Here is a 19,203-nt window from a genome sequence, read left to right as displayed (position 1 = left end):
CGCACGACAGTACCTTTGGCGCCGTTGCGGCTGGCGTGGCGGACCGCCGTCACCGCTGCATCGGGGGCTCGGTAAGACACGCCGAGGGGCGGGTGTGGGGTAGATGACACGGACTCGCCGGTCACGGACACGTTGGAAATCGATCACGGGATGGTAAGGAATTTGGCCAATCGGCTTGACCGGGCTGATCAACCCGTGTCTAATCACACTAGTGTCATTTCCCGGTTGGCCAGCCGATTTCGGTGTCGCAGACCGAGATTCGATCACATGTTCGAATCGGGATGGTCAATATCTTCCGATTCGGCCGACATATCAGGATCGCGCTACAGGTGAGGAGGCGGAGCATGTCCTATGAGCACCTTTGGGGCGTGATGGGGGGAGCACCGCACGCCGGTGCCGAAATGGCTGAAATGGCTGAAATGGCTGGGCCGAGCGGGCTAGAGGCGATGCCCAGTCGGCCACATCTGAGTCTGGTTCCCGAACCTGAGGACTACGACGAGTTCGACCCGTTCGACCCCGCGACAGCCACCAATGAGCAGTGGCAGGACCGCGCCCTGTGCTCGCAGACCGACCCCGAGGCGTTCTTCCCGGAGAAGGGCGGCTCGACCCGGGAGGCCAAGAAGATCTGCCAGCGTTGCTCGGTTCGCAGCGAGTGCCTGGAATACGCCTTGGCTCACGACGAGCGCTTCGGTATCTGGGGTGGGCTTTCCGAGCGTGAGCGCCGCCGCCTCAAGCGCGGCATTATCTGAGTTAGGGACTAGTCGTCGATCGTCGGATCGATGACGGTGGGCTCGACATCCAAGTAGGTGGCGACTTGGGCCACCAGAATCTCGTGCAATAAATCACCGAGTTCTGTGCTGTCGTTTGCGCGTTGCTCGATCGGCTTGCGGAACAGCAAGATTCGGGCCCGCGTCGGATTTCCTCGAACGTCCACCCCGGCCGGGATCAAACGGGCCAGCGGAATTGGCCCGTCCGCGACCACCTCTGGGGGCCACTGCACACTGTCGGGATCCTTTGCGGCGATCCGCGGGATCTCATCGACGGCGACGTCGAGCGCCGTCAACCGTTGCTTCCATCGTTGTTCGATGGGCTCGTAGGCCTCCAGCACGGCCATGTCGAACCGTTCGGCGCGGGTGCGCCAGCCTGGCACGGTGGGCGGCAACAGCGGCCCGCGGGTTTCGCGGCCGCGCCAGCGGCGACGCGTGGCGATCACGCAGAAGATGGTAACGGTTATGCATAGGGTGCCGGCGCCTTGCGCGTGTCCGGCGCTGCGGGGGCGAGCGGCCACGATAGCCTCGACCGCGTGAACGTTCCTCGTCGTTGCTGCCGGCCAGGGTGTCCGCACTATGCGGTGGCGACGCTGACGTTCGTCTACTCGGACTCCACCGCCGTGGTCGGCCCGCTGGCGACTGCCGCTGAGCCGCATTCCTGGGACCTGTGCTTCAACCATGCAGGCCGGATCACCGCCCCGCGCGGTTGGGAACTGGTCCGCCACCCCGGCCCCTGGGTTTCGCCGGAAGAGGATGACCTGATCGCGCTCGCCGAGGCGGTTCGCGAGCGCGAATCCGGGCGGGCAGCCCCGGCCAACGGGTGGTACCCACAGGCGAATCCGGTCGACTCCCCGACCCGCGGAGCACCCACCGCCGGACCCGGTGGTGGTGTGCTGGCACCGCCCGGTCCGCCCGGCAAGACCAATGGTCGACGCCGCGGCCACCTGCGTGTGTTGCCAGACCCTTCGGACTGATCGGGGGTTCCGGGCTAGGCTTGGGCGTCAAGAGTCCACTGCGTCAGGAGCCCTGTCCATGTCTCGGCCCGCTGCGGCTGTCCACCGTGTGATCAAGGCGTACGACGTACGCGGTCTGGTCGGTTCGGAGATCGATGAATCCCTCGTCACCGAGGTTGGGTCCTCGTTTGCCCGGCTGATGGCCGAGGAAGGCGCCCGGCAGGTGGTGATCGGCCACGACATGCGGGACAGTTCGCCACTGCTGTCTGCGGCGTTTGCCGAGGGTGTGGTTGCCCGCGGCCTGGATGTGGTCCGGATCGGGCTGGCGTCGACCGACCAGCTCTATTTCGCCTCCGGGGCGCTGGACTGCCCGGGTGCGATGTTCACCGCCAGCCACAACCCGGCCGCTTACAACGGCATCAAGCTCTGCCGGGCCGGTGCCAAGCCGGTGGGCGCCGACACCGGCCTGGGCCGGATCCGCGATGAGCTGATAGCCGGCTTCGACCTGGCCGGCGACGGATCGCGCGGCAGCATCACCGACCGCGATGTGCTGGCCGACTATGCGGCATTCCTGCACTCCCTGGTCGACATCTCCGGCCTGCGTCCGCTGCGGGTGGCCGTCGACGCCGGCAACGGCATGGCGGGCCACACCGCACCGGCGGTGTTCGGATCGGTCGGCGCGATCACGCTGCTGCCGCTGTATTTCGAGCTGGACGGCAACTTCCCCAACCACGAGGCCAACCCACTGGATCCGGCAAACCTGGTGGATCTGCAGGCATTCGTGCGCGAGCAAGGCGCCGATATCGGCCTGGCCTTCGACGGCGATGCCGACCGGTGCTTCGTGGTCGACGAGCGCGGTGAGCCGGTGTCGCCGTCGGCGGTGACTGGCCTGGTAGCGGCCCGCGAATTGGCCCGCGAGCCCGGTGCGACGGTGATTCACAACCTGATCACCTCGCATGCGGTGCCGGAACTGGTCACCGAGCGCGGCGGCACCCCGCTGCGGTCGCGGGTCGGGCATTCCTACATCAAGGCGCTGATGGCCGAGACCGGGGCCATCTTCGGCGGGGAGCACTCGGCGCACTACTACTTCCGGGACTTCTGGGGCGCCGACTCGGGCATGCTGGCCGCCCTGCACGTACTGGCCGCACTCGGTGAACAACAGCGTCCGTTGTCGGAGCTGACCGCCGACTACCAGCGCTACGCGGCGTCCGGCGAGATCAACTTCACCCTGACAGACGGAGTCGATGCGTCCGTTCTCGTGGATGCGGTGGTCGGGTCTTTCGGTGACCAGGTGTCGTCGGTGGACCACCTCGACGGCGTGACCGTCGACCTGGGTTCGGGCAGCTGGTTCAACCTGCGCAGCTCCAACACCGAGCCGCTGCTGCGGCTCAACGTCGAGGCGCCCGACGCCGCCGCGGTGGACGCGGTGGTGGCCCGGGTCGCCGCGCAGATCGAGACCGTCACCGCCGCGGAGAAGTCGCGTCCGTGACCGCGTTCTCCGGCTCCTTCTCCACCGTCGACCTCGATGACACCGAGGCCCTGCTGGCGGCTGACCGCGACGGCGCACTGTGGGCCGCATCGATGGCCGGCGCGCAGGTCCGCGCTACTGCCGCGACGGTCGATGAGGGTGCCTTGGATGCCGTCCGCAGCGACAGCCGTGACTACCCGCCGCGGACGGTCATCTGGCTGTCCACCCGCGGTACCGCGGCCACGGCCGGGAGCCTGCTTGCCGCCACCCGCGGCGATTCGGCGCGCGCACCGCTGGTGCTGGCGGCCGAGGTCCCGTCCTGGATCGGATCGCTGGACGTCCTGATCGTCGCGGGCGACGACCCGGGTGATCCGGCGCTGGTCGCCGCGGCCGCGGCCGGGGTACGTCGCGGCGCGCGGGTCGTGGTGGTCGCGCCCTACGAGGGGCCGCTGCGTGACGCCACCGCCGGCCGGGTCGCAGTGCTGGAGCCGCGAATCGCCGTCTCGGCGGAGTTCGGCCTGCCGCGCTACCTGGCCGCCGGGCTGGCCATTCTGGATGCTCTGGAGGGCGTGGCCGCACCGACCGACTTGGGTGCGCTGGCTGAGGAGCTCGACGCCGAGGCACTGCGCAACAGTGCCGCGCGTGAGCTGTTCACCAACCCGGCGAAGATGCTGGCCGACCGGGTCGTGGGCCGCGACGTCGCGTTGGCCGGCGACTGCGCGGCGACCCTGGCGCTGGCGCGGCACGGCAGCGCGGCGATGCTGCGGATCGGTCGGACCACAGTGGCGGCGACCGGTTTGGCCGACGCGGTGAACGTGCTGCGGGCGCAGTCCGCCGGTGGCCGCGATGTCGCCGACCTCTTTCACGACGAGCAGATCGACGGCCCGGCCGCCGACCGGCTGCGGGTACTGGCCCTGACGCTGGCCGCCGAACGGACCGTGGTGGCGGCCCGCATCAACGGCCTACCCGATGTCGACCTGATCGCAGCCGGGGATGTGCCGGTAGCACCGGGTGCTTCGGAGGAAACCGCGAGCCCGACTGTGCCGGTGGGGGGGCTGTCGCCGAGCGGCCCGGGCCGCGCCGAACAGCAGCTTGCGGTGTTGGCCGTGCGGTTGGAGATGGCCGCCGCCTACGTGAGACTTTTGCGGGGTTGACGGGAACAGTGGAACAACTACGCGGTGCGATACGGACCTACGCCTGGGGCTCGAGGACCGCTATCGCCGAGTTCACCGGCCGGCCCGTTCCGGCGGCGCATCCCGAGGCCGAGCTTTGGCTGGGGGCACATCCGGGGGATCCGGCCTGCCTGGAGACCGACACCGGCGAGGTGTCGTTGCTCAACGTTCTGACCCACGACCCGGAGGGCCAGCTGGGCCCGGTGGCTCAGGCGCGCTTCGGTGACCGGCTGCCGTTTCTGGTCAAGGTGTTGGCCGCCGACGAGCCCCTGTCGCTGCAGGCCCACCCCAGTGCCATGCAGGCGATCGAGGGCTATGAGCGCGAGGAGCGGCTCGGGGTGCCAGTGTCCTCGCCGATCCGCAACTACCGCGACACCAGTCACAAGCCCGAGCTGCTGGTGGCGCTGCAGCCGTTCGAGGCGCTGGCAGGCTTTCGGCCGGTGGCGCGCACCATCGAACTGCTGAGGGCGCTGGCGGTATCCGACCTGGACCCGTTCATCGACCTACTCGGCGGCCAGTCCGGCAATGGTCAGTCCGATGTGCAGTCCGACGCCGACGGACTGCGGGCGCTATTCACCACGTGGATCACCGCGCCCCAACCCGATCTGGACGTGTTGGTGCCCGCCGTGCTGGAGGGAGCCATCCAGTACCTCAGTTCTGAGGCCGGCGAGTTCTCTGCCGAGGCCAAGACGGTACTTGAGCTGGGGGAGCGATATCCCGGGGATGCCGGCGTCCTGGCTTCTCTGCTGCTCAACCGGATCAGCCTGGCACCGGGGGAGGCCATCTTCGTATCGGCCGGAAACCTGCACACCTACCTCCATGGCGTAGGTCTGGAGGTGATGGCCAACTCCGACAACGTGCTGCGTGGCGGACTGACCCCCAAGCACGTCGACGTCCCCGAGCTGCTGCGCGTGCTCGATTTCACCCCCACCACCGCGGAGGCGCTGCGGCCGGCCACCTATACCGAGGGACTCGAGGTGGTCTACCAGACACCGGCCGAAGAATTCGCGCTGTCGCGTCTCACGCTCGCGGGCGTCCACCTCGGCCACGAGGTGGACGCGCCGGCGCGCCACGACGGTCCGCAGATTCTGCTGTGCACCGAGGGCTCAATCACCGTGCACGCCAAGTCCAAGACGCTGACGCTGCATAGAGGCGAGTCGGCCTGGGTGCCGTGCGACGACGGGCCGATCCGGCTGCTCGCTCAAAAGCCAGCCGCCCTGTTCCGGGCGACGATAGGGCTGTGAGTGTCGTCCTCGGCTAGTACCAAGGCCATCATCGCGGCCTTGGCGGCCAACAGCGGGATCGCGGTGGCGAAGTTCACCGGTTACCTGATCACCGGTAGCGCCGCCATGCTCGCCGAGGCCGTGCACTCGGTGGTCGACACCGCCAACCAGGCGCTGCTGCTGTTCGGCCAGCGCGCCGCCGCCAAGGCACCCGACGCGCTGCATCCTTTCGGGCACGGCCGCAGCCGCTACTTCTGGTCGTTCGTGGTGGCGCTGGTGCTGTTCAGCCTGGGCGCGATGTTCGCGCTGTACGAGGGCTACGAGAAGGTTCGCCATCCGGTCGAGCTGAGTTCGCCGCTGGTGGCGATCGCGATCCTGCTGGTGGCTATCGGCTTGGAGACCTACAGTTTTCGCACCGCAATACGCGAGTCGCGCCCGCTCAAGGGGGAGTGCAGCTGGTGGCGGTTTCTGCGCACCTCGCGCAATCCGGAGCTGCCGGTGGTCCTGCTCGAGGACACCGCGGCGCTGATCGGCCTGGCACTGGCACTGATCGGGGTCGGGCTGAGCGTGGTCACCGGAAACCCGGTGTGGGACGGCGTGGGAACCCTCGGCATCAGCGCGCTGCTAGGGGTGGTCGCCGTCTTCCTGATGGTGGAGATGCACAGCCTGCTGATCGGCGAGGGCGCCACCGCCGCCGAGGATCAGGCCATTCGTGCAGCGCTGGAGGGAACCGAGAACGTCACCCGCCTGATCCACATCCGGACCCAGTACCTGGGCCCGGACGAGATGCTGGTGGGGGCCAAGATCGCTGTGGTTCCGAGCCTCGACCTGGCCGGCGTCGCGGCCACCATCGACGCCGCCGAAGCCAATATCCGCGCGGCTGTGCCCGCGGCGCTGGTCATCTATCTCGAGCCGGACCTGGACCGGACGCCTGTGCCACACTCGGTGGACCAGAAAGGTTGATCGCTTTGTCCAAACTTTCCTTTCCGCAGCTCGCCGCCGCCTGCCAGGCCGGCGGCGGCAGCACCCTGACCGTGTCCACCGAGCTGGCGCCGGCCGGGGGACCGCACGCCGCGGTCAGCCCGGCTCCCCGCGCCGGGCGTTCAGCGTCGGCCGTCGAGACCCGCCTGATCGACGGGGAACCGACGGCGACGGTGCTCATCGATGACAACCAGAGCCAGGTCCAGCGCGTGGAGGCCGCAATTCTGCAGGGCATCCACGCTCAGCATCCGCTGCTGAGCCGGGTACCGCGGATGGAGGTCTCCTACGAGGGTGGCCGGTTGGTCTACACCGATCTCGAACTGCCGCAACGCATTTTCGACGGGCACTTTCTCACCGGCTCCATCGACGGCAAGCCCGCGATCGCACACCCCACCTACCGAGTGGCCCGGGAGAGCACACCGGACAACGCTCGCGCGCTGTTGGAACTGAGCCCCGGCAGCCTGATCTTCGGAGCGATCGACGCTGCCCTGGGCACCGGTCAAAGCCGTTTCCGCGGAGTGCTGTCCGGGGAGATCATCGGCGTACTCGTCGACGGTGCATCGGCGGATCCCCGAGCGGTGTCCGACACCGGAGTGTGCTGCAGCCGGATTATTCGCACCCAGGTGCTCAGCTTCGCCGCGCTACGGCAGCTGCGGTTCGACTGCGGTCCGGCCGGCGATGAGGCGGGCCGTGTCCTGCTGGCCGCCTACGCACTGGCCGGGTTGGCGCGTTCCAACGCCGAACTGAGTATCCGGGCTAACTGCGACCTGGTGGAAACCGGCCCCACCACGCTCAAACTCGATGCCCGCGACGGGGAATTCGTCGAGTTGGCCGCGTTGTCGATCGCCGAGGTCGACGAGCTGCTGGAGCGGGCTCTGGTGGAGGCCTACCGGGAGGCCGACATCACCTGGCGCGGCCAGGTGCTACACGTCACCGGTAACTCCGCGGCCTACACCGCCGCCCAGAACGGCGGAGCACCGCAGGACACTCCGGTCGGGCATGCGCCTCGGCGGTTTCGGTTGCCGCACTTCATCGAGAGTCGGCTGACCACCCCGAACTGAGTCACCGAGATTCGGCCACGGATGCCCAGAAGGATGTGAGTGCGGCCGCGCCGCGCTCATGACGTCGGCTCGCCCGCCTCGTCCCAGGCCTGAAGCAAGGTGCACAGGATCTCTTCGGCGCGGCCCAATCCGGCCAGATGGCTCTCCCCGGCAATCGGGTAGAGCCGGGCGTCGGGAAGCAGCGCCACCGCGTGTTTGCCGTGCGAGAACGGGACGATGTGGTCGGCGTCGCCGTGCCACCAGTGCACCGGCACCTCGATGTCGGCAAGCCGGAAACCCCAGGGGCGGGCGAACAGGATGGCGTCGGCGATCGGTGCGGCGAGCTGCTTGCGGGAACCATTGAGCAGGTCATCGAGGAACATGGCCTTGAACTCCGGGCGAGACAACATCTCGCGGTCGCCCTCGGGGGAGAGTCGCGCGTAGAACTCCAGTGCCGGCGAGGCAACCGGCCGGATCGTGCGGATCAGTCCGGCGGCCAGCACGCTGATCGGTCGCCCGGCATGGTGGAGTACCGGCTCGGCTAACCGCGCCAGCCGCATCAGGTTGCTGTCGATGGCCTCGGGGCCCACCGCCGGGGCGACGCCGCCCAGCACGCCGGCTGCCACCACCCGCTCGGGCATGGCCGCAGCGCACGCCAGCGTGTAGGGGCCGCCACCGGAGAGACCGATGACCGCCATCTTGTCGATCCCGAGCGTGTCGGCAACGGTGCGCAGATCGTCGGCGAACTGAGACACCGTCTCGTACTGGAAAGGGGTCGAGGAACCGATGCCGGGCCGGTCCACCCCGATCAGGCGGATGTTGGCTTCGGTGGCATACAGCCGTGCCTCGACGGGAATCTGCCGGCGGGCGCCGGGTGTGCCATGCAACCAGAACATCGCCCGGCCTTGTGGGGCACCGAATTCGGCGAAACCGAGCTGACGGTCCTCGCCGACGGCGATGTTCCCCTCCATCTGAGGACGGGCGATGTCATAAGCCATGCTCGGAGTCTGGCACGTGCCCAGCAGCCGGGTGACCCCAGGTTGCAGGCTCGGTGATCGGCATCGACATTTCGGTCGGCTGCGTGCGGCCGCGCAACGTGGCCGAACCGTAGTGCGCCCAGCGCGCCCGCTCGTCGTGGTCGGCGCGTTCCAACGCGGTCGCCGAACACAACACCCGGGCCGTGACGGCCTTGGCGCGGTCGGCCAACCGCGCGGCCTCGTTGACGGCGTCGCCGACCACGGTGTACTCGTAGCGGTTTTCACTGCCAATGTTGCCGGCGAACACCGGCCCTGCCGAGACCCCGATCCCGAAGTCCACCAACGGCAGCCGGCGAAGCCGGGCGATCAGGCTGCGAGCAGTGGCCAGCGCCGCCGCGGCCGCGTGAACGGACGGGACCGGAGCGCCGAACACCGCCAGTGCCGCATCGCCCTGAAACTTGTTGATCGAACCGCGCTGTGCGTCGACGGCGTCCACCACGATGCGGAAGAAGTCGTTGAGCACGCCGGCGACCTCGTCGGGCGGATGGGTGGCCGCCAGTTCCGTCGAGCCCACCAGATCGATGAACAGGATCGCCGCCTCTTGGACCGAGCCGGAGAGCGCAAGATCCTGCTCGACGGCCAGCCGGGCGACATCGGAGCCGACGTGACGGCCGAACAGGTCCTGGAGCCGGTCGCGTTCGGCCAGGCCGGCCACCATGCGATTGAATCCGGTTTGCAGCCGCCCGATCTCGGATTGTTCGTAGACGCCGACCGACGCGGTCATCTCGCCGCGCTCCACCCGGGCCATCGCGTTGACGACTTCGCCGACCGGGTCGGAGATCGATCGGGACACCAGGATCATGGCGCGCACCCCGAGCAGCACCGCCACCACACACAGCACCAGCACCGGGATCTCCACCGAGGACTCCGGGTCGATGATCCAGCCCATCTGACGGCAGACGATGAGCGCGATGATGGCCGCCGAAGGCATCGCACAGGTGATGAACCACATCGTTACCAGCCGGGCCAACACACCGGGGGCGGTCGCGCGGACGTCGGACCCCTGCCAGGCCGCGGCCACGATCGGCCGGAAGGTGCGTTGGGTGAACAACATGCTGGTGCTCAGCGCTGCGGTGCCCCCGAACACGATGATCGTGCCGAGCAGCACGATCAGTCCCATGTTGTGCGAGTGGATCGCGGCCATGCCGATCGCCCCGCCGATCAGCCAGGTTCCGAGCACGATCACCGACTGCCGACGCAGAATGTTGATGGCCGCGCGGCGTTGCCCCGGTTCGGGCGGCGCGCCGGCGGTGTACCAGCGCACGGACGGCGCGATGCTGGCACTGCCAGCGGCGACGACGGAGAGCGTGCCCAGCGTCACCAGTACCGTCACCAGCACCAAGTTCGGCACCGACAGCAAGGTGGAGTCGGTCAGTGGGGTTTCACCGCTGAGCGACACCACCACCGCGATCGCTTCGGCGCTGGTCAGTAGGTGGGCGAAGGCCAGTCCGGTCGCGTAATCGCGGACCCGGACGGCGGTACGCGGCCGCGCGCCTGCGCCCGAACCTGCAGTCGTCATCGCGGTCGTGCCCATCCCTGAGTGCGTTGTGCACCCAAGTTATACGGATTCAGCGGGACGCGGCGCGCCATCTTTATTGTACAAATTAGGGTCAATTGTCTAGACGGAAGACGTATGTAGATGTAATGTCCAACGGCGACGGTGGTTTAACTCACAAGGAGGCATGGATGAACACCCAGACCGCGGAGGTGTGGCGGGACAAGAAGCGATACCTCTGGCTGATGGGCCTGATCGCCCCGACGGTGATGTTCACCATGCTGCCCTTGGTCTGGGCGATGAACCGGCTCGGCTGGCATCTGGCCGCGCAGCTGCCGTTCTGGATCGGGCCGATCCTGGTCTACGTGCTGCTGCCGGCATTGGATCTGCGATTCGGCGCCGACGGGCAGAACCCGCCCGACGAGGTGATGGCGCAGTTGGAGAACGACCGGTACTACCGCTACTGCACCTACGCCTACATTCCGTGCCAGTACGCCAGCCTTATCCTGGGCGCCTACCTGTTCACCGCCAACGATCTGAGCTGGCTGGGAGTTGAGGGGTCTCTCAATTGGTTCGCCAAGATCGGACTGGCGCTGTCGGTGGGCACCCTGGGCGGGGTCGGCATCAACACCGCGCATGAATTGGGGCACAAGAAAGATCAGCTCGAACGCTGGCTGTCCAAGATCACCTTGGCGCAGGTCTGCTACGGGCACTTCTACATCGAGCACAACCGTGGCCACCACGTACGGGTGGCCACCCCCGAAGACCCGGCGTCGGGCCGGTTCGGCGAGACCTTCTGGGAGTTCCTGCCCCGCACCGTTTTCGGTGGTCTGCGCTCGGCCTGGCAGCTGGAGACCGCGCGGCTGCGCCGGTTGGATAAGGGGCCCTGGCGACTGTCCAACGACGTGCTCAATGCCTGGCTGATGTCGGTGGTGCTCTGGGGGGTGCTGATCGCGGTGTTCGGCCCGGCGCTCATCCCGTTCGTCGTCATTCAGGCCGTCTACGGGTTCTCCCTGCTGGAGTCGGTGAACTACATCGAGCACTACGGTCTGCTGCGTCAGACCCGTGCCAACGGCCGCTACGAGCGCTGCACCGCCGAACACAGTTGGAACTCCGACCATCTGGTGACCAACCTGTTCCTCTACCACCTGCAGCGGCACAGCGACCATCACGCCAACCCCACCCGGCGCTACCAGACGCTGCGCAGCATGGCCGGGGCTCCGAACCTGCCCAGCGGATACGCGTCGTTGATCGGGCTCACCTACTTCCCGCCGCTGTGGCGCAGGCTGATGGACCATCGGGTGCTGGCGCACTACGACGGCGACATCACCCGGGCCAACATCTCACCGCGCCGGCGCGCAAAGATCCTGGCGCGTTATCGCGTCACCGAAACGGCGGTGGCGTGATGGCGACCTACCGCTGCCCCGGCTGCGACTACGTCTACGACGAGTCCACCGGCGCGCCCCGCGAGGGTTTCCCAGCCGACACGGCGTGGCAGCAGATCCCCGACGATTGGTGCTGCCCGGATTGCGCGGTACGTGAAAAACAAGATTTCGAGATGGTGGAAGTCGTCGGCCATGACAACAGCTAATCTCGCGGTGGTGAAACGCATCTCCTACGCCGAGGCATCCCGGGCGCTGCTGCGCGACTCGGTGCTCGACGCGATGCGCGAATTGCTGACCCGGCGGGACTGGTCATCGATCACGCTGGCCGCGGTGGCCGAGGCGGCCGGGGTCAGCAGGCAGACCATCTACAACGAATTCGGCTCGCGCCAGGGGCTGGCGCAGGGCTATGCGATCAGGCTGGCCGACCGCCTGGTCGACGCCGTGGACAGGGCCATGTCCAACAACGTCGGCGACATCCACGCCGCGTTCTTGGAGGGGTTCCGGTCCTTCTTCTCCGACTCGGCCGCCGACCCGCTGGTGATCTCGCTGCTGAACGGGGCAGCCAAGCCGGACCTGCTGCAGATCATCACCACCGACAGCGGCCCGATCATCACCCGTAGCGCGCAGCGGCTCACCTCGTTGTTCATGCACAGCTGGGTCAAGGTCAGTGACGACGACGCCGGAATCCTGGCCCGGGCCATGGTTCGGCTGGCCATCAGCTATGTGTCGATGCCACCGGAAGCCGATCACGATGTGGCCGCCGACCTGGCCCGACTGTTCACCCCGGCAGCACAGACTTACGGCGTCGTCGACGCCGAATGACCCGGCCGAGCAGGCTCCGGCCTGCGCCGGTAGCTTGTAGCGGAGCCAATTCACCGAACCTAACGGGGGCGTACTGATGAGTTTGACCGCGGACAGCCGCAACGGCATCGACTACAAGGTCGCCGACCTGTCGCTGGCCGAGTTCGGCCGCAAGGAGATCCGCCTGGCCGAGCACGAGATGCCGGGTCTCATGGCGCTGCGCAAGGAGTACCACGGCGTCAACCCGCTCAAGGGCGCCCGCATCACCGGCTCGCTGCATATGACCATCCAGACCGCGGTGCTCATCGAGACCCTGGTGGACCTCGGTGCCGAAGTCCGCTGGGCATCCTGCAACATCTTCTCCACTCAGGACCACGCCGCCGCCGCGGTCGTCGTCGGGCCGCACGGCACTGTCGAGGAGCCCAAGGGCACCCCGGTGTTCGCCTGGAAGGGCGAGAGCCTGGAGGAGTACTGGTGGTGCGCTGAGCAGGCCCTCACCTGGGACGGCGAGCCGGCCAACATGATCCTCGACGACGGCGGCGACGCCACCATGATGGTGCTGCGCGGCGCCCAGTACGAGAAGGCCGGCGTGGTGCCGCCCGCCGAGGACGGCGACTCGGCCGAATGGAAGGTGTTCCTGGCCCGGCTGCGTGAGCGTTTCGAGACCGACAACACCAAGTGGACCAAGATCGCCGAATCGGTCAAGGGTGTCACCGAGGAGACCACCACCGGCGTACTGCGGCTCTACCAGCTGGCCGCCGCCGGTGAGCTGGTATTCCCGGCGATCAACGTCAACGACTCGGTCACCAAGAGCAAGTTCGACAACAAGTACGGCTGCCGGCACTCGCTGATCGACGGCATCAACCGCGGCACCGACGCCCTGATCGGCGGCAAGAAGGCACTGGTCTGCGGCTACGGCGACGTCGGCAAGGGCAGTGCGGAGTCGCTGAAGGGCCAGGGCGCCCGGGTCACGGTCACCGAGATCGACCCGATCAACGCGCTGCAGGCGCTGATGGAGGGCTACGACGTCGCGACCGTCGAGCAGGCCATCGGCGACGCCGACATCGTCATCACCACCACCGGCAACAAGGACATCATCACCCTCGAGCACATGAAGGCGATGAAGAACCAGGCCATTCTGGGCAACATCGGCCACTTCGACAACGAGATCGACATGGCCGCGCTGGAGTCCTCGGGTGCCGTCCGTGACAACGTCAAGCCGCAGGTCGATGTGTGGACGTTCCCCGACACCGGCCGCTCGATCATCGTGCTGTCCGAGGGCCGGCTGCTCAACCTGGGCAACGCCACCGGCCACCCGTCGTTCGTGATGAGCAACAGCTTCTCCAACCAGGTCATCGCTCAGATCGAGCTGTGGACCAAGGGCGACGAGTACGACAACGAGGTTTACCGGCTGCCCAAGCACCTGGACGAGAAGGTGGCCCGCATCCACGTCGAGGCCCTGGGCGGCACCCTGACCAAGCTGACCAAGGACCAGGCCGAGTACATCGGCGTCGACGTCGAAGGCCCGTACAAGCCGGACCACTACCGGTACTGACCTTTTACGGCGCGAGCAGACGCAAAATCGCACCAGGGAATACCCCTGTGTGCGATTTTGCGTCTGCTCGCCGGATTAGGCTCGGCGCGTGCTGATCGCGATCGAAGGCGTTGACGGCGCCGGCAAGAACACCCTGGCCCAAGGGTTGCGCACGGCCTTCGAGGGGGCCGGCCAGTCGGTGGCCACGCTGGCGTTCCCGCGCTACGGCGTCTCGGTGACCGCCGATGTGGCCGCCGAGGCGCTGCACGGACAGCACGGCGATCTGGCCGACTCGGTGTATGCGATGGCGATGTTGTTCGCGCTGGACCGCGCCGGCGCCAAGGACGAGATCGACGCACTGCGCCGCGGAAACGACGTGGTGATCCTGGACCGGTATGTCGCCTCCAGCGCCGCCTACAGCGCCGCCCGGCTGCACCAGGACGCCGCCGGGGAGATGGTGGGCTGGGTGCGCCGGCTGGAATTCGAGCGGCTCGCGCTGCCCGTCCCGGACTGGCAGGTGCTGCTCGACGTGCCCACCGAACTCGCCGCGCAGCGGGCCCGACACCGCGAGGAGCGCGACGCCACACGCTCCCGCGACAGCTACGAGCGCGACGACGGTCTGCAGCGCCGCACCGGCGAGGTATACCGTGGGTTGGCCCAGGCCGGGTTTGCTGGCCGCTGGCAGGTGGTCGGCCCGACGGTCGATGCGGCTGCTCTGGCGGCGGAGATGCGCGGCTAACTCTGCGAAACGCGCGTGTGATAGCCGCATTTATCTCGATCTGGTGACACCATGTACGCCATGAGGCAAAGGATTCTTGTCGTCGACGACGACGCGTCGCTGGCCGAGATGCTCACCATCGTGTTGCGTGGGGAGGGTTTCGACACCGCGGTCGTCGGCGACGGCACCCAGGCACTCACCGCGGTGCACGAGCTTCGGCCCGACCTGGTGCTGCTGGACCTGATGCTGCCCGGCATGAACGGCATCGACGTCTGTCGGGTGCTGCGCAAGGACTCCGGCGTGCCGATCGTGATGCTCACCGCCAAGACCGACACCGTCGACGTGGTGCTCGGGCTGGAGTCGGGCGCCGACGACTACATCATGAAGCCGTTCAAGCCCAAGGAGCTGGTGGCCCGGGTGCGGGCGCGCCTGCGCCGCAACGACGACGAGCCGGCCGAGATGCTGTCGATCGCCGACATCGACATCGACGTGCCCGCGCACAAGGTGAGCCGGGCCGGTGAGCAGATCTCCCTGACTCCATTGGAGTTCGACCTTTTGGTGGCGCTGGCACGCAAACCGCGGCAGGTGTTTACTCGTGAGGTGCTTCTCGAACAGGTCTGGGGATATCGCCATCCGGCGGACACCCGACTGGTGAACGTGCACGTCCAGCGCCTGCGGGCCAAGGTGGAGCAAGATCCGGAGAACCCGACTGTGGTGCTGACCGTCCGAGGAGTGGGTTACAAGGCCGGACCTCCGTGATCCCCACCGGGGAGCAGCTGCGGTGATTTTCAGCTCCAAACGGCGCCCCCGGCGGTCGGGTCCACTGCTACTCGGTGTGAACACACTGCGCCGCGCGGTGCAGGTCGCCTGGCGTCGTTCGCTGCAACTGCGGGTTGTGGTGCTGACGCTGGGCATGTCGGCTGTGGTGATCCTGGGTCTCGGTTTCGTGTTGACCAGCCAGATCACCGACCGGGTGCTGGACGTCAAGGTCCGGGCGGCCACCGAGCAGATCGTGCGGGCGCGGGTCACTGCCGGTGGCATCGTCGGCGGTGAGGAGGCCCGCTCGCTGACGTCGAGCCTGCAGCTGGCCCGCAACACGCTGATGTCCAAAACGGATCCCACTGTCGGCAGCGGCACCGCGGGTGCTTACGACGCGGTGCTGGTGGTGCCCGGCGAAGGGCCGCGCGCGGCGACCACCGCCGGGCCGGTGGATCAGGTTCCCGCCGCATTGCGGGAATTCGTCAAGGCCGGTCAGGTCAGCTACCAGTACGCGACCGTGCACGTCGAAGGCTTTTCCGGGCCGGCGTTGGTCATCGGTACCCCGACGACGTCACGCATCACCAACCTGGAGTTGTACCTGATCTATCCACTGGGCACCGAACGCAACACGATCAGCATGGTGCGCGGCACGATCGCCACCGGCGGCCTGGTGCTGCTGGTGCTGCTGGCCGGTATCGCTTTGCTGGTATCGCGGCAAGTGGTGCTGCCGGTGCGGTCGGCGTCGCGGATCGCCGAGCGGTTCGCCGAGGGACATCTGTCCGAACGGATGCCGGTGCGCGGTGAAGACGACATGGCCCGGCTGGCGGTGTCGTTCAACGACATGGCCGAGAGCCTCTCGCGTGAGATCACCCAACTCGAAGAGTTCGGCAATCTGCAGCGCCGGTTCACCTCCGACGTCAGCCATGAACTGCGCACCCCGCTGACCACGGTGCGGATGGCCGCCGACCTGATCTATGACCACAGCGAAGACCTCGAGCCCTCGCTGCGGCGCTCGACGGAACTGCTGGTCAGTGAACTGGACCGGTTCGAGTCTCTGCTCAACGACCTGCTGGAGATCTCCCGCCACGACGCCGGTGTGGCCGAACTGTCGGTGGAGTCGGTGGACCTGCGCACGACGGTCAACAGCGCCCTGGAGAACGTGGGTCACCTGACTGCCGATGCCGGAGTCCAACTCAAGGTCGACATGCCGGGCGAGCCAGTGATCGCCGAGGTCGATCCGCGCCGGGTGGAACGCATCCTGCGCAACCTCATCGCCAACGCCATCGACCACGCCGAACACAAGCCGGTGGTGATTCGGATGGCCGCCGATGAGGACACCGTGGCCGTCACTGTGCGCGACCATGGCGTGGGCTTGCGACCGGGCGAGGAGAAGCTGGTGTTCAGCCGGTTCTGGCGCGCCGACCCGTCTCGGGTGCGCCGCTCGGGCGGGACCGGGTTGGGCCTGGCGATCAGCGTGGAGGACGCCCGGCTGCACCAGGGCCGGCTGGAGGCCTGGGGCGAGCCGGGCAAGGGGGCCTGCTTCCGGCTCACGCTGCCGCTGGTACGCGGACACAAGGTCACCACCAGCCCGCTGCCGATGAAGCCGGTGAGCGCCGCCGAACGGCGGGAGCGTCGTCAGCGGGCCCGCGAGCACGCCGAGAGGATCGGATGATGCGCCGCAACAGGATTGCCACACGGCTGTTGGCCGTGGCGGCGCTGGTCGGCGCGCTGGCGGGCTGCGCCGGGGTGCCCAGTACGTCGGCGCCGCAGGCGATCGGCACGGTGGAGGCGCCGCCGCCGTCAGTGCTGCCCAAGCCCACCCCGGGCATGGATCCCGATGTGCTGCTGCGGGAATTCCTCAAGGCCACCGCCGATCCGGCCAACCGGCACCGGGCGGCGCGGCAGTTCCTCACCCAGGAGGCCTCCGACTCCTGGGACGACGCGGGTAGCGCGTTGCTGATCGACAATGTGGTGTTCGTCGAGACGCGCAGTGCTGGCCGGGTTGCGGTCACCATGCGCGCCGACATGCTGGGGTCGCTGTCGGACATGGGGGTGTTCGAGACCGCCGAGGGCGCCCTGCCGGCCCCGGAGCCGATCGAACTGCTCAAGACCTCCGACGGTTGGCGCATCGACCGGCTGCCCAACGGGGTTTTCCTGGACTGGCAGCAGTTCCAGGCCACCTACAAACGCAACACGCTCTACTTCGTCGACCCGACCGGCAAGACGGTCGTTCCCGATCCCCGCTACGTGGCGGTGTCCGACCCCGACCAGCTGGCCACCGAACTGGTGTCCAAGCTGATCGCCGGTCCGCGACCCGAGATGGCCGGCGTGCGAAACCTGTTGGCGCCGCCACTGCGACTGCGCGGGCCGGTGACCCGCGCCGACGGGGGCAAGAGCGGGGTGGGCCGCGGCTACGGCGGCGCGAAGATCGATCTGGACAGTTTGGCGGCCACCGACCCGAACACCAGGAAACTGCTTGCCGCGCAACTCGTCTGGACGCTATCCCGAGCGGACATCAAGGGTCCCTATGTGATCGACGCCGACGGTGCGGCGCTCGATGACAGGTTCCCCGACGGGTGGACCACCTCCGATGTGGCCACCACCGATCCGGGCGCCTCCGACGGGGCTGGTGCAGGAATCCACGCGCTGGTGGGTGGATCGCTGCTGGTGCTGGACGGTCAGCAGGCCAACCGGGTCCCCGGGGCGTTCGGCCGGGAGCCCGATCAGGAGTCGTGCGCGCTGTCACGCAATGGCCGTCAGGTGGCCTCGGTGGTGGTGCACCCGGGTGACCCGGAGGCCACGCTGTGGATCGGTGACCTCGGCGGCGAGGCGGTGCAGGCGGCTGAGGGGCACACCCTGTCGCGGCCGAGCTGGTCGCTGGACGAGGCCGTCTGGGTGGTGGTCGACGGTAACAACGTGCTGCGGGCCATCCAGGAAGTCGCAACGGGCCGCCCGGCCCGCATTCCGGTGGACTCCGGGGCGGTCTCCGCGCGCTTCCCCGGACCGATCAGTGAGCTGCAACTGTCGCGTGACGGCACCCGGGCGGCCATGGTGATCGGCGGACAGGTGATCCTGGCCGGCGTCGAGCAGATGCCGGGCGGCCAGTTCGTGCTGCACTACCCGCGCCGGTTGGGCTTCGGGCTGGGCTCCTCGGCGGTGTCGCTGAGCTGGCGCACCGGCGACGACATCGTGGTGAGCCGCTCCGACGCCAAACATCCGGTGTCCTACGTCAACATCGACGGGGTCAACTCCGATGCACCCAACGGCAACCTGCAGCTGCCGGTGTCGACGATCGTCGCCGACCCGTCCACGGTCTATGTGGCCGATCCGCGCGGAGTGCTCGCACTGTCCTCGGCGGCGGCCGAGGACGAGCAGAGCTGGTCGCCGCTGGGGCCGTTCATGGTGAGCGGCGCGCTGCCGGTACTGCCGGGCTGAGCAAGCGACGCGCCTGACCGCGCATGTGAATTACATGTGTGTGAACCGTGCGAAATATGAGGATCGCGGCGGTGCGAACGCGTCGAAACCAGGAGTAAACCGCGGCAGGAAACTTGCCGCCGGCCTCGTCCGCGGCCCGAATCCTGTGTCGCATCGCGGACCTGAATGGGCACACCGGGAGCTTGGGTGCCACCAATTCCGGCCGTGTTCCCAAACTGTTTATATTCATACAAAAACTATTTACAATAGTCCGATATGGAAATTATTCATCACCACCCGGCGCGGCGTCGCCGGGCGTATGCGCTGGAAGTGGGTCGGATCGCCGAGTGTTGGCTAGCAGGGTCTCGGAACGGAGAATTGTTCATAAAAACGTGGATCATCCACCAAATTTACAATTTGCCCATTCTTTGGCCGGTTAGGCCTGCGATGTAA

General features: G+C 67.7%; 18 protein-coding genes. 15 read left to right on the top strand and 3 right to left on the bottom strand.

Annotated features, from left to right (window positions below):
* Positions 1–401 precede the first annotated feature (401 nt).
* Complete coding sequence (locus tag NM962_02380) at positions 402–749, top strand: WhiB family transcriptional regulator (GenBank protein UVO14515.1); 348 nt, start codon at positions 402–404, stop codon at positions 747–749.
* An 8-nt stretch (positions 750–757) separates the two neighbouring features.
* Here the strand turns inward: NM962_02380 and NM962_02375 are convergent, their stop codons facing one another.
* The gene (locus tag NM962_02375) at positions 758–1,210 is read right to left on the bottom strand and encodes a metallopeptidase family protein (protein UVO14514.1); all 453 of its coding nucleotides are present in this window, start codon (positions 1,208–1,210) and stop codon (positions 758–760) included.
* Positions 1,211–1,303: 93 nt separating this feature from the next.
* On the opposite strand from NM962_02375, the gene NM962_02370 reads away from it, so the two are divergent.
* From NM962_02370 to NM962_02345, 6 genes are read left to right on the top strand one after another with little or no spacing between them, the layout of a single operon-like run.
* Entirely contained in the window at positions 1,304–1,744 is a 441-nt protein-coding gene (locus tag NM962_02370) for a DUF3499 domain-containing protein (protein ID UVO13025.1), read from the top strand.
* Positions 1,745–1,802: 58 nt separating this feature from the next.
* A complete protein-coding gene (locus NM962_02365) occupies positions 1,803–3,212 on the top strand; it encodes a phosphomannomutase/phosphoglucomutase (protein UVO13024.1) in 1,410 nt (469 codons plus the stop codon).
* A complete protein-coding gene (locus tag NM962_02360) occupies positions 3,209–4,345 on the top strand; it encodes a TobH protein (GenBank protein UVO13023.1) in 1,137 nt (378 codons plus the stop codon). The genes NM962_02365 and NM962_02360 overlap by 4 nt, the downstream gene beginning before the upstream one ends.
* Positions 4,346–4,353: 8 nt before the next feature.
* Entirely contained in the window at positions 4,354–5,607 is a 1,254-nt protein-coding gene (manA, locus tag NM962_02355) for a mannose-6-phosphate isomerase, class I (GenBank protein UVO14513.1), read from the top strand.
* Positions 5,608–6,549 (top strand): cation diffusion facilitator family transporter, encoded by a 942-nt coding sequence (locus NM962_02350; GenBank protein ID UVO13022.1) that lies wholly within the window; start codon positions 5,608–5,610, stop codon positions 6,547–6,549. It begins immediately after the preceding gene.
* Between the two features lie 5 nt (positions 6,550–6,554).
* Positions 6,555–7,628: a type I-U CRISPR-associated protein Cas7 gene (locus NM962_02345; protein UVO13021.1), complete on the top strand. Its 1,074-nt coding sequence runs from the start codon at positions 6,555–6,557 to the stop codon at positions 7,626–7,628.
* 56 nt (positions 7,629–7,684) lie between these two features.
* On the opposite strand, the gene NM962_02340 is transcribed toward NM962_02345, so the two are convergent.
* A complete protein-coding gene (locus NM962_02340; GenBank protein ID UVO13020.1) occupies positions 7,685–8,605 on the bottom strand; it encodes an alpha/beta hydrolase in 921 nt (306 codons plus the stop codon).
* Complete coding sequence (locus NM962_02335; GenBank protein UVO13019.1) at positions 8,595–10,163, bottom strand: adenylate/guanylate cyclase domain-containing protein; 1,569 nt, start codon at positions 10,161–10,163, stop codon at positions 8,595–8,597. The genes NM962_02340 and NM962_02335 overlap by 11 nt, the downstream gene beginning before the upstream one ends.
* 167 nt (positions 10,164–10,330) lie before the next feature.
* Between NM962_02335 and NM962_02330 the strand changes: the two genes are divergently transcribed.
* The 8 genes from NM962_02330 (at position 10,331) to lpqB (ending at position 18,771) form a co-directional block, all read left to right on the top strand.
* Positions 10,331–11,545 (top strand): alkane 1-monooxygenase, encoded by a 1,215-nt coding sequence (locus NM962_02330; GenBank protein UVO13018.1) that lies wholly within the window; start codon positions 10,331–10,333, stop codon positions 11,543–11,545.
* Complete coding sequence (locus tag NM962_02325) at positions 11,545–11,730, top strand: rubredoxin (GenBank protein ID UVO13017.1); 186 nt, start codon at positions 11,545–11,547, stop codon at positions 11,728–11,730. Before NM962_02330 ends, NM962_02325 begins: the two co-directional genes overlap by 1 nt.
* The gene (locus NM962_02320; protein UVO13016.1) at positions 11,717–12,346 is read left to right on the top strand and encodes a TetR/AcrR family transcriptional regulator; all 630 of its coding nucleotides are present in this window, start codon (positions 11,717–11,719) and stop codon (positions 12,344–12,346) included. Before NM962_02325 ends, NM962_02320 begins: the two co-directional genes overlap by 14 nt.
* A gap of 76 nt (positions 12,347–12,422) precedes the next feature.
* Positions 12,423–13,880 carry an adenosylhomocysteinase gene (ahcY, locus tag NM962_02315; GenBank protein UVO13015.1) on the top strand — a complete coding sequence of 486 codons (1,458 nt, stop codon included), beginning with the start codon at positions 12,423–12,425 and terminating at the stop codon, positions 13,878–13,880.
* Positions 13,881–13,968: 88 nt separating this feature from the next.
* Positions 13,969–14,598, top strand: coding sequence for a dTMP kinase (locus tag NM962_02310; protein UVO13014.1), 630 nt, complete (start codon positions 13,969–13,971; stop codon positions 14,596–14,598).
* A 51-nt stretch (positions 14,599–14,649) separates the two neighbouring features.
* Positions 14,650–15,336: a two-component system response regulator MtrA gene (gene mtrA, locus NM962_02305; protein UVO13013.1), complete on the top strand. Its 687-nt coding sequence runs from the start codon at positions 14,650–14,652 to the stop codon at positions 15,334–15,336.
* Between the two features lie 22 nt (positions 15,337–15,358).
* Entirely contained in the window at positions 15,359–17,008 is a 1,650-nt protein-coding gene (mtrB, locus tag NM962_02300; protein UVO13012.1) for an MtrAB system histidine kinase MtrB, read from the top strand.
* Positions 17,008–18,771, top strand: a complete 1,764-nt coding sequence (lpqB, locus tag NM962_02295; protein UVO13011.1) for an MtrAB system accessory lipoprotein LpqB — start codon at positions 17,008–17,010, stop codon at positions 18,769–18,771. Before mtrB ends, lpqB begins: the two co-directional genes overlap by 1 nt.
* Positions 18,772–19,203: the final 432 nt, after the last annotated feature.

The sequence above is a fragment of the Mycobacterium sp. SVM_VP21 genome (assembly GCA_024758765.1).
GTDB classification, from domain to species: domain Bacteria; phylum Actinomycetota; class Actinomycetes; order Mycobacteriales; family Mycobacteriaceae; genus Mycobacterium; species Mycobacterium heraklionense_C.
The sequence above is the reverse complement of the archived record's forward strand: the minus strand, read 5'-3'. Positions and strand labels throughout refer to the sequence as shown.

What these genes read in the sequence shown, in the direction of transcription:
- NM962_02330 (UVO13018.1), top strand. Translation starts at nt 10,331, where the DNA reads ATGAACACCCAGACCGCGGAGGTGTGGCGGGACAAGAAGCGATACCTC.
- NM962_02335 (UVO13019.1), bottom strand. Translation starts at nt 10,163, where the DNA reads ATGACGACTGCAGGTTCGGGCGCAGGCGCGCGGCCGCGTACCGCCGTC.
- ahcY (UVO13015.1), top strand. Translation starts at nt 12,423, where the DNA reads ATGAGTTTGACCGCGGACAGCCGCAACGGCATCGACTACAAGGTCGCC.
- NM962_02340 (UVO13020.1), bottom strand. Translation starts at nt 8,605, where the DNA reads ATGGCTTATGACATCGCCCGTCCTCAGATGGAGGGGAACATCGCCGTC.
- NM962_02325 (UVO13017.1), top strand. Translation starts at nt 11,545, where the DNA reads ATGGCGACCTACCGCTGCCCCGGCTGCGACTACGTCTACGACGAGTCC.
- lpqB (UVO13011.1), top strand. Translation starts at nt 17,008, where the DNA reads ATGCGCCGCAACAGGATTGCCACACGGCTGTTGGCCGTGGCGGCGCTG.
- mtrA (UVO13013.1), top strand. Translation starts at nt 14,650, where the DNA reads ATGTACGCCATGAGGCAAAGGATTCTTGTCGTCGACGACGACGCGTCG.
- NM962_02380 (UVO14515.1), top strand. Translation starts at nt 402, where the DNA reads ATGGCTGAAATGGCTGAAATGGCTGGGCCGAGCGGGCTAGAGGCGATG.
- NM962_02365 (UVO13024.1), top strand. Translation starts at nt 1,803, where the DNA reads ATGTCTCGGCCCGCTGCGGCTGTCCACCGTGTGATCAAGGCGTACGAC.
- NM962_02320 (UVO13016.1), top strand. Translation starts at nt 11,717, where the DNA reads ATGACAACAGCTAATCTCGCGGTGGTGAAACGCATCTCCTACGCCGAG.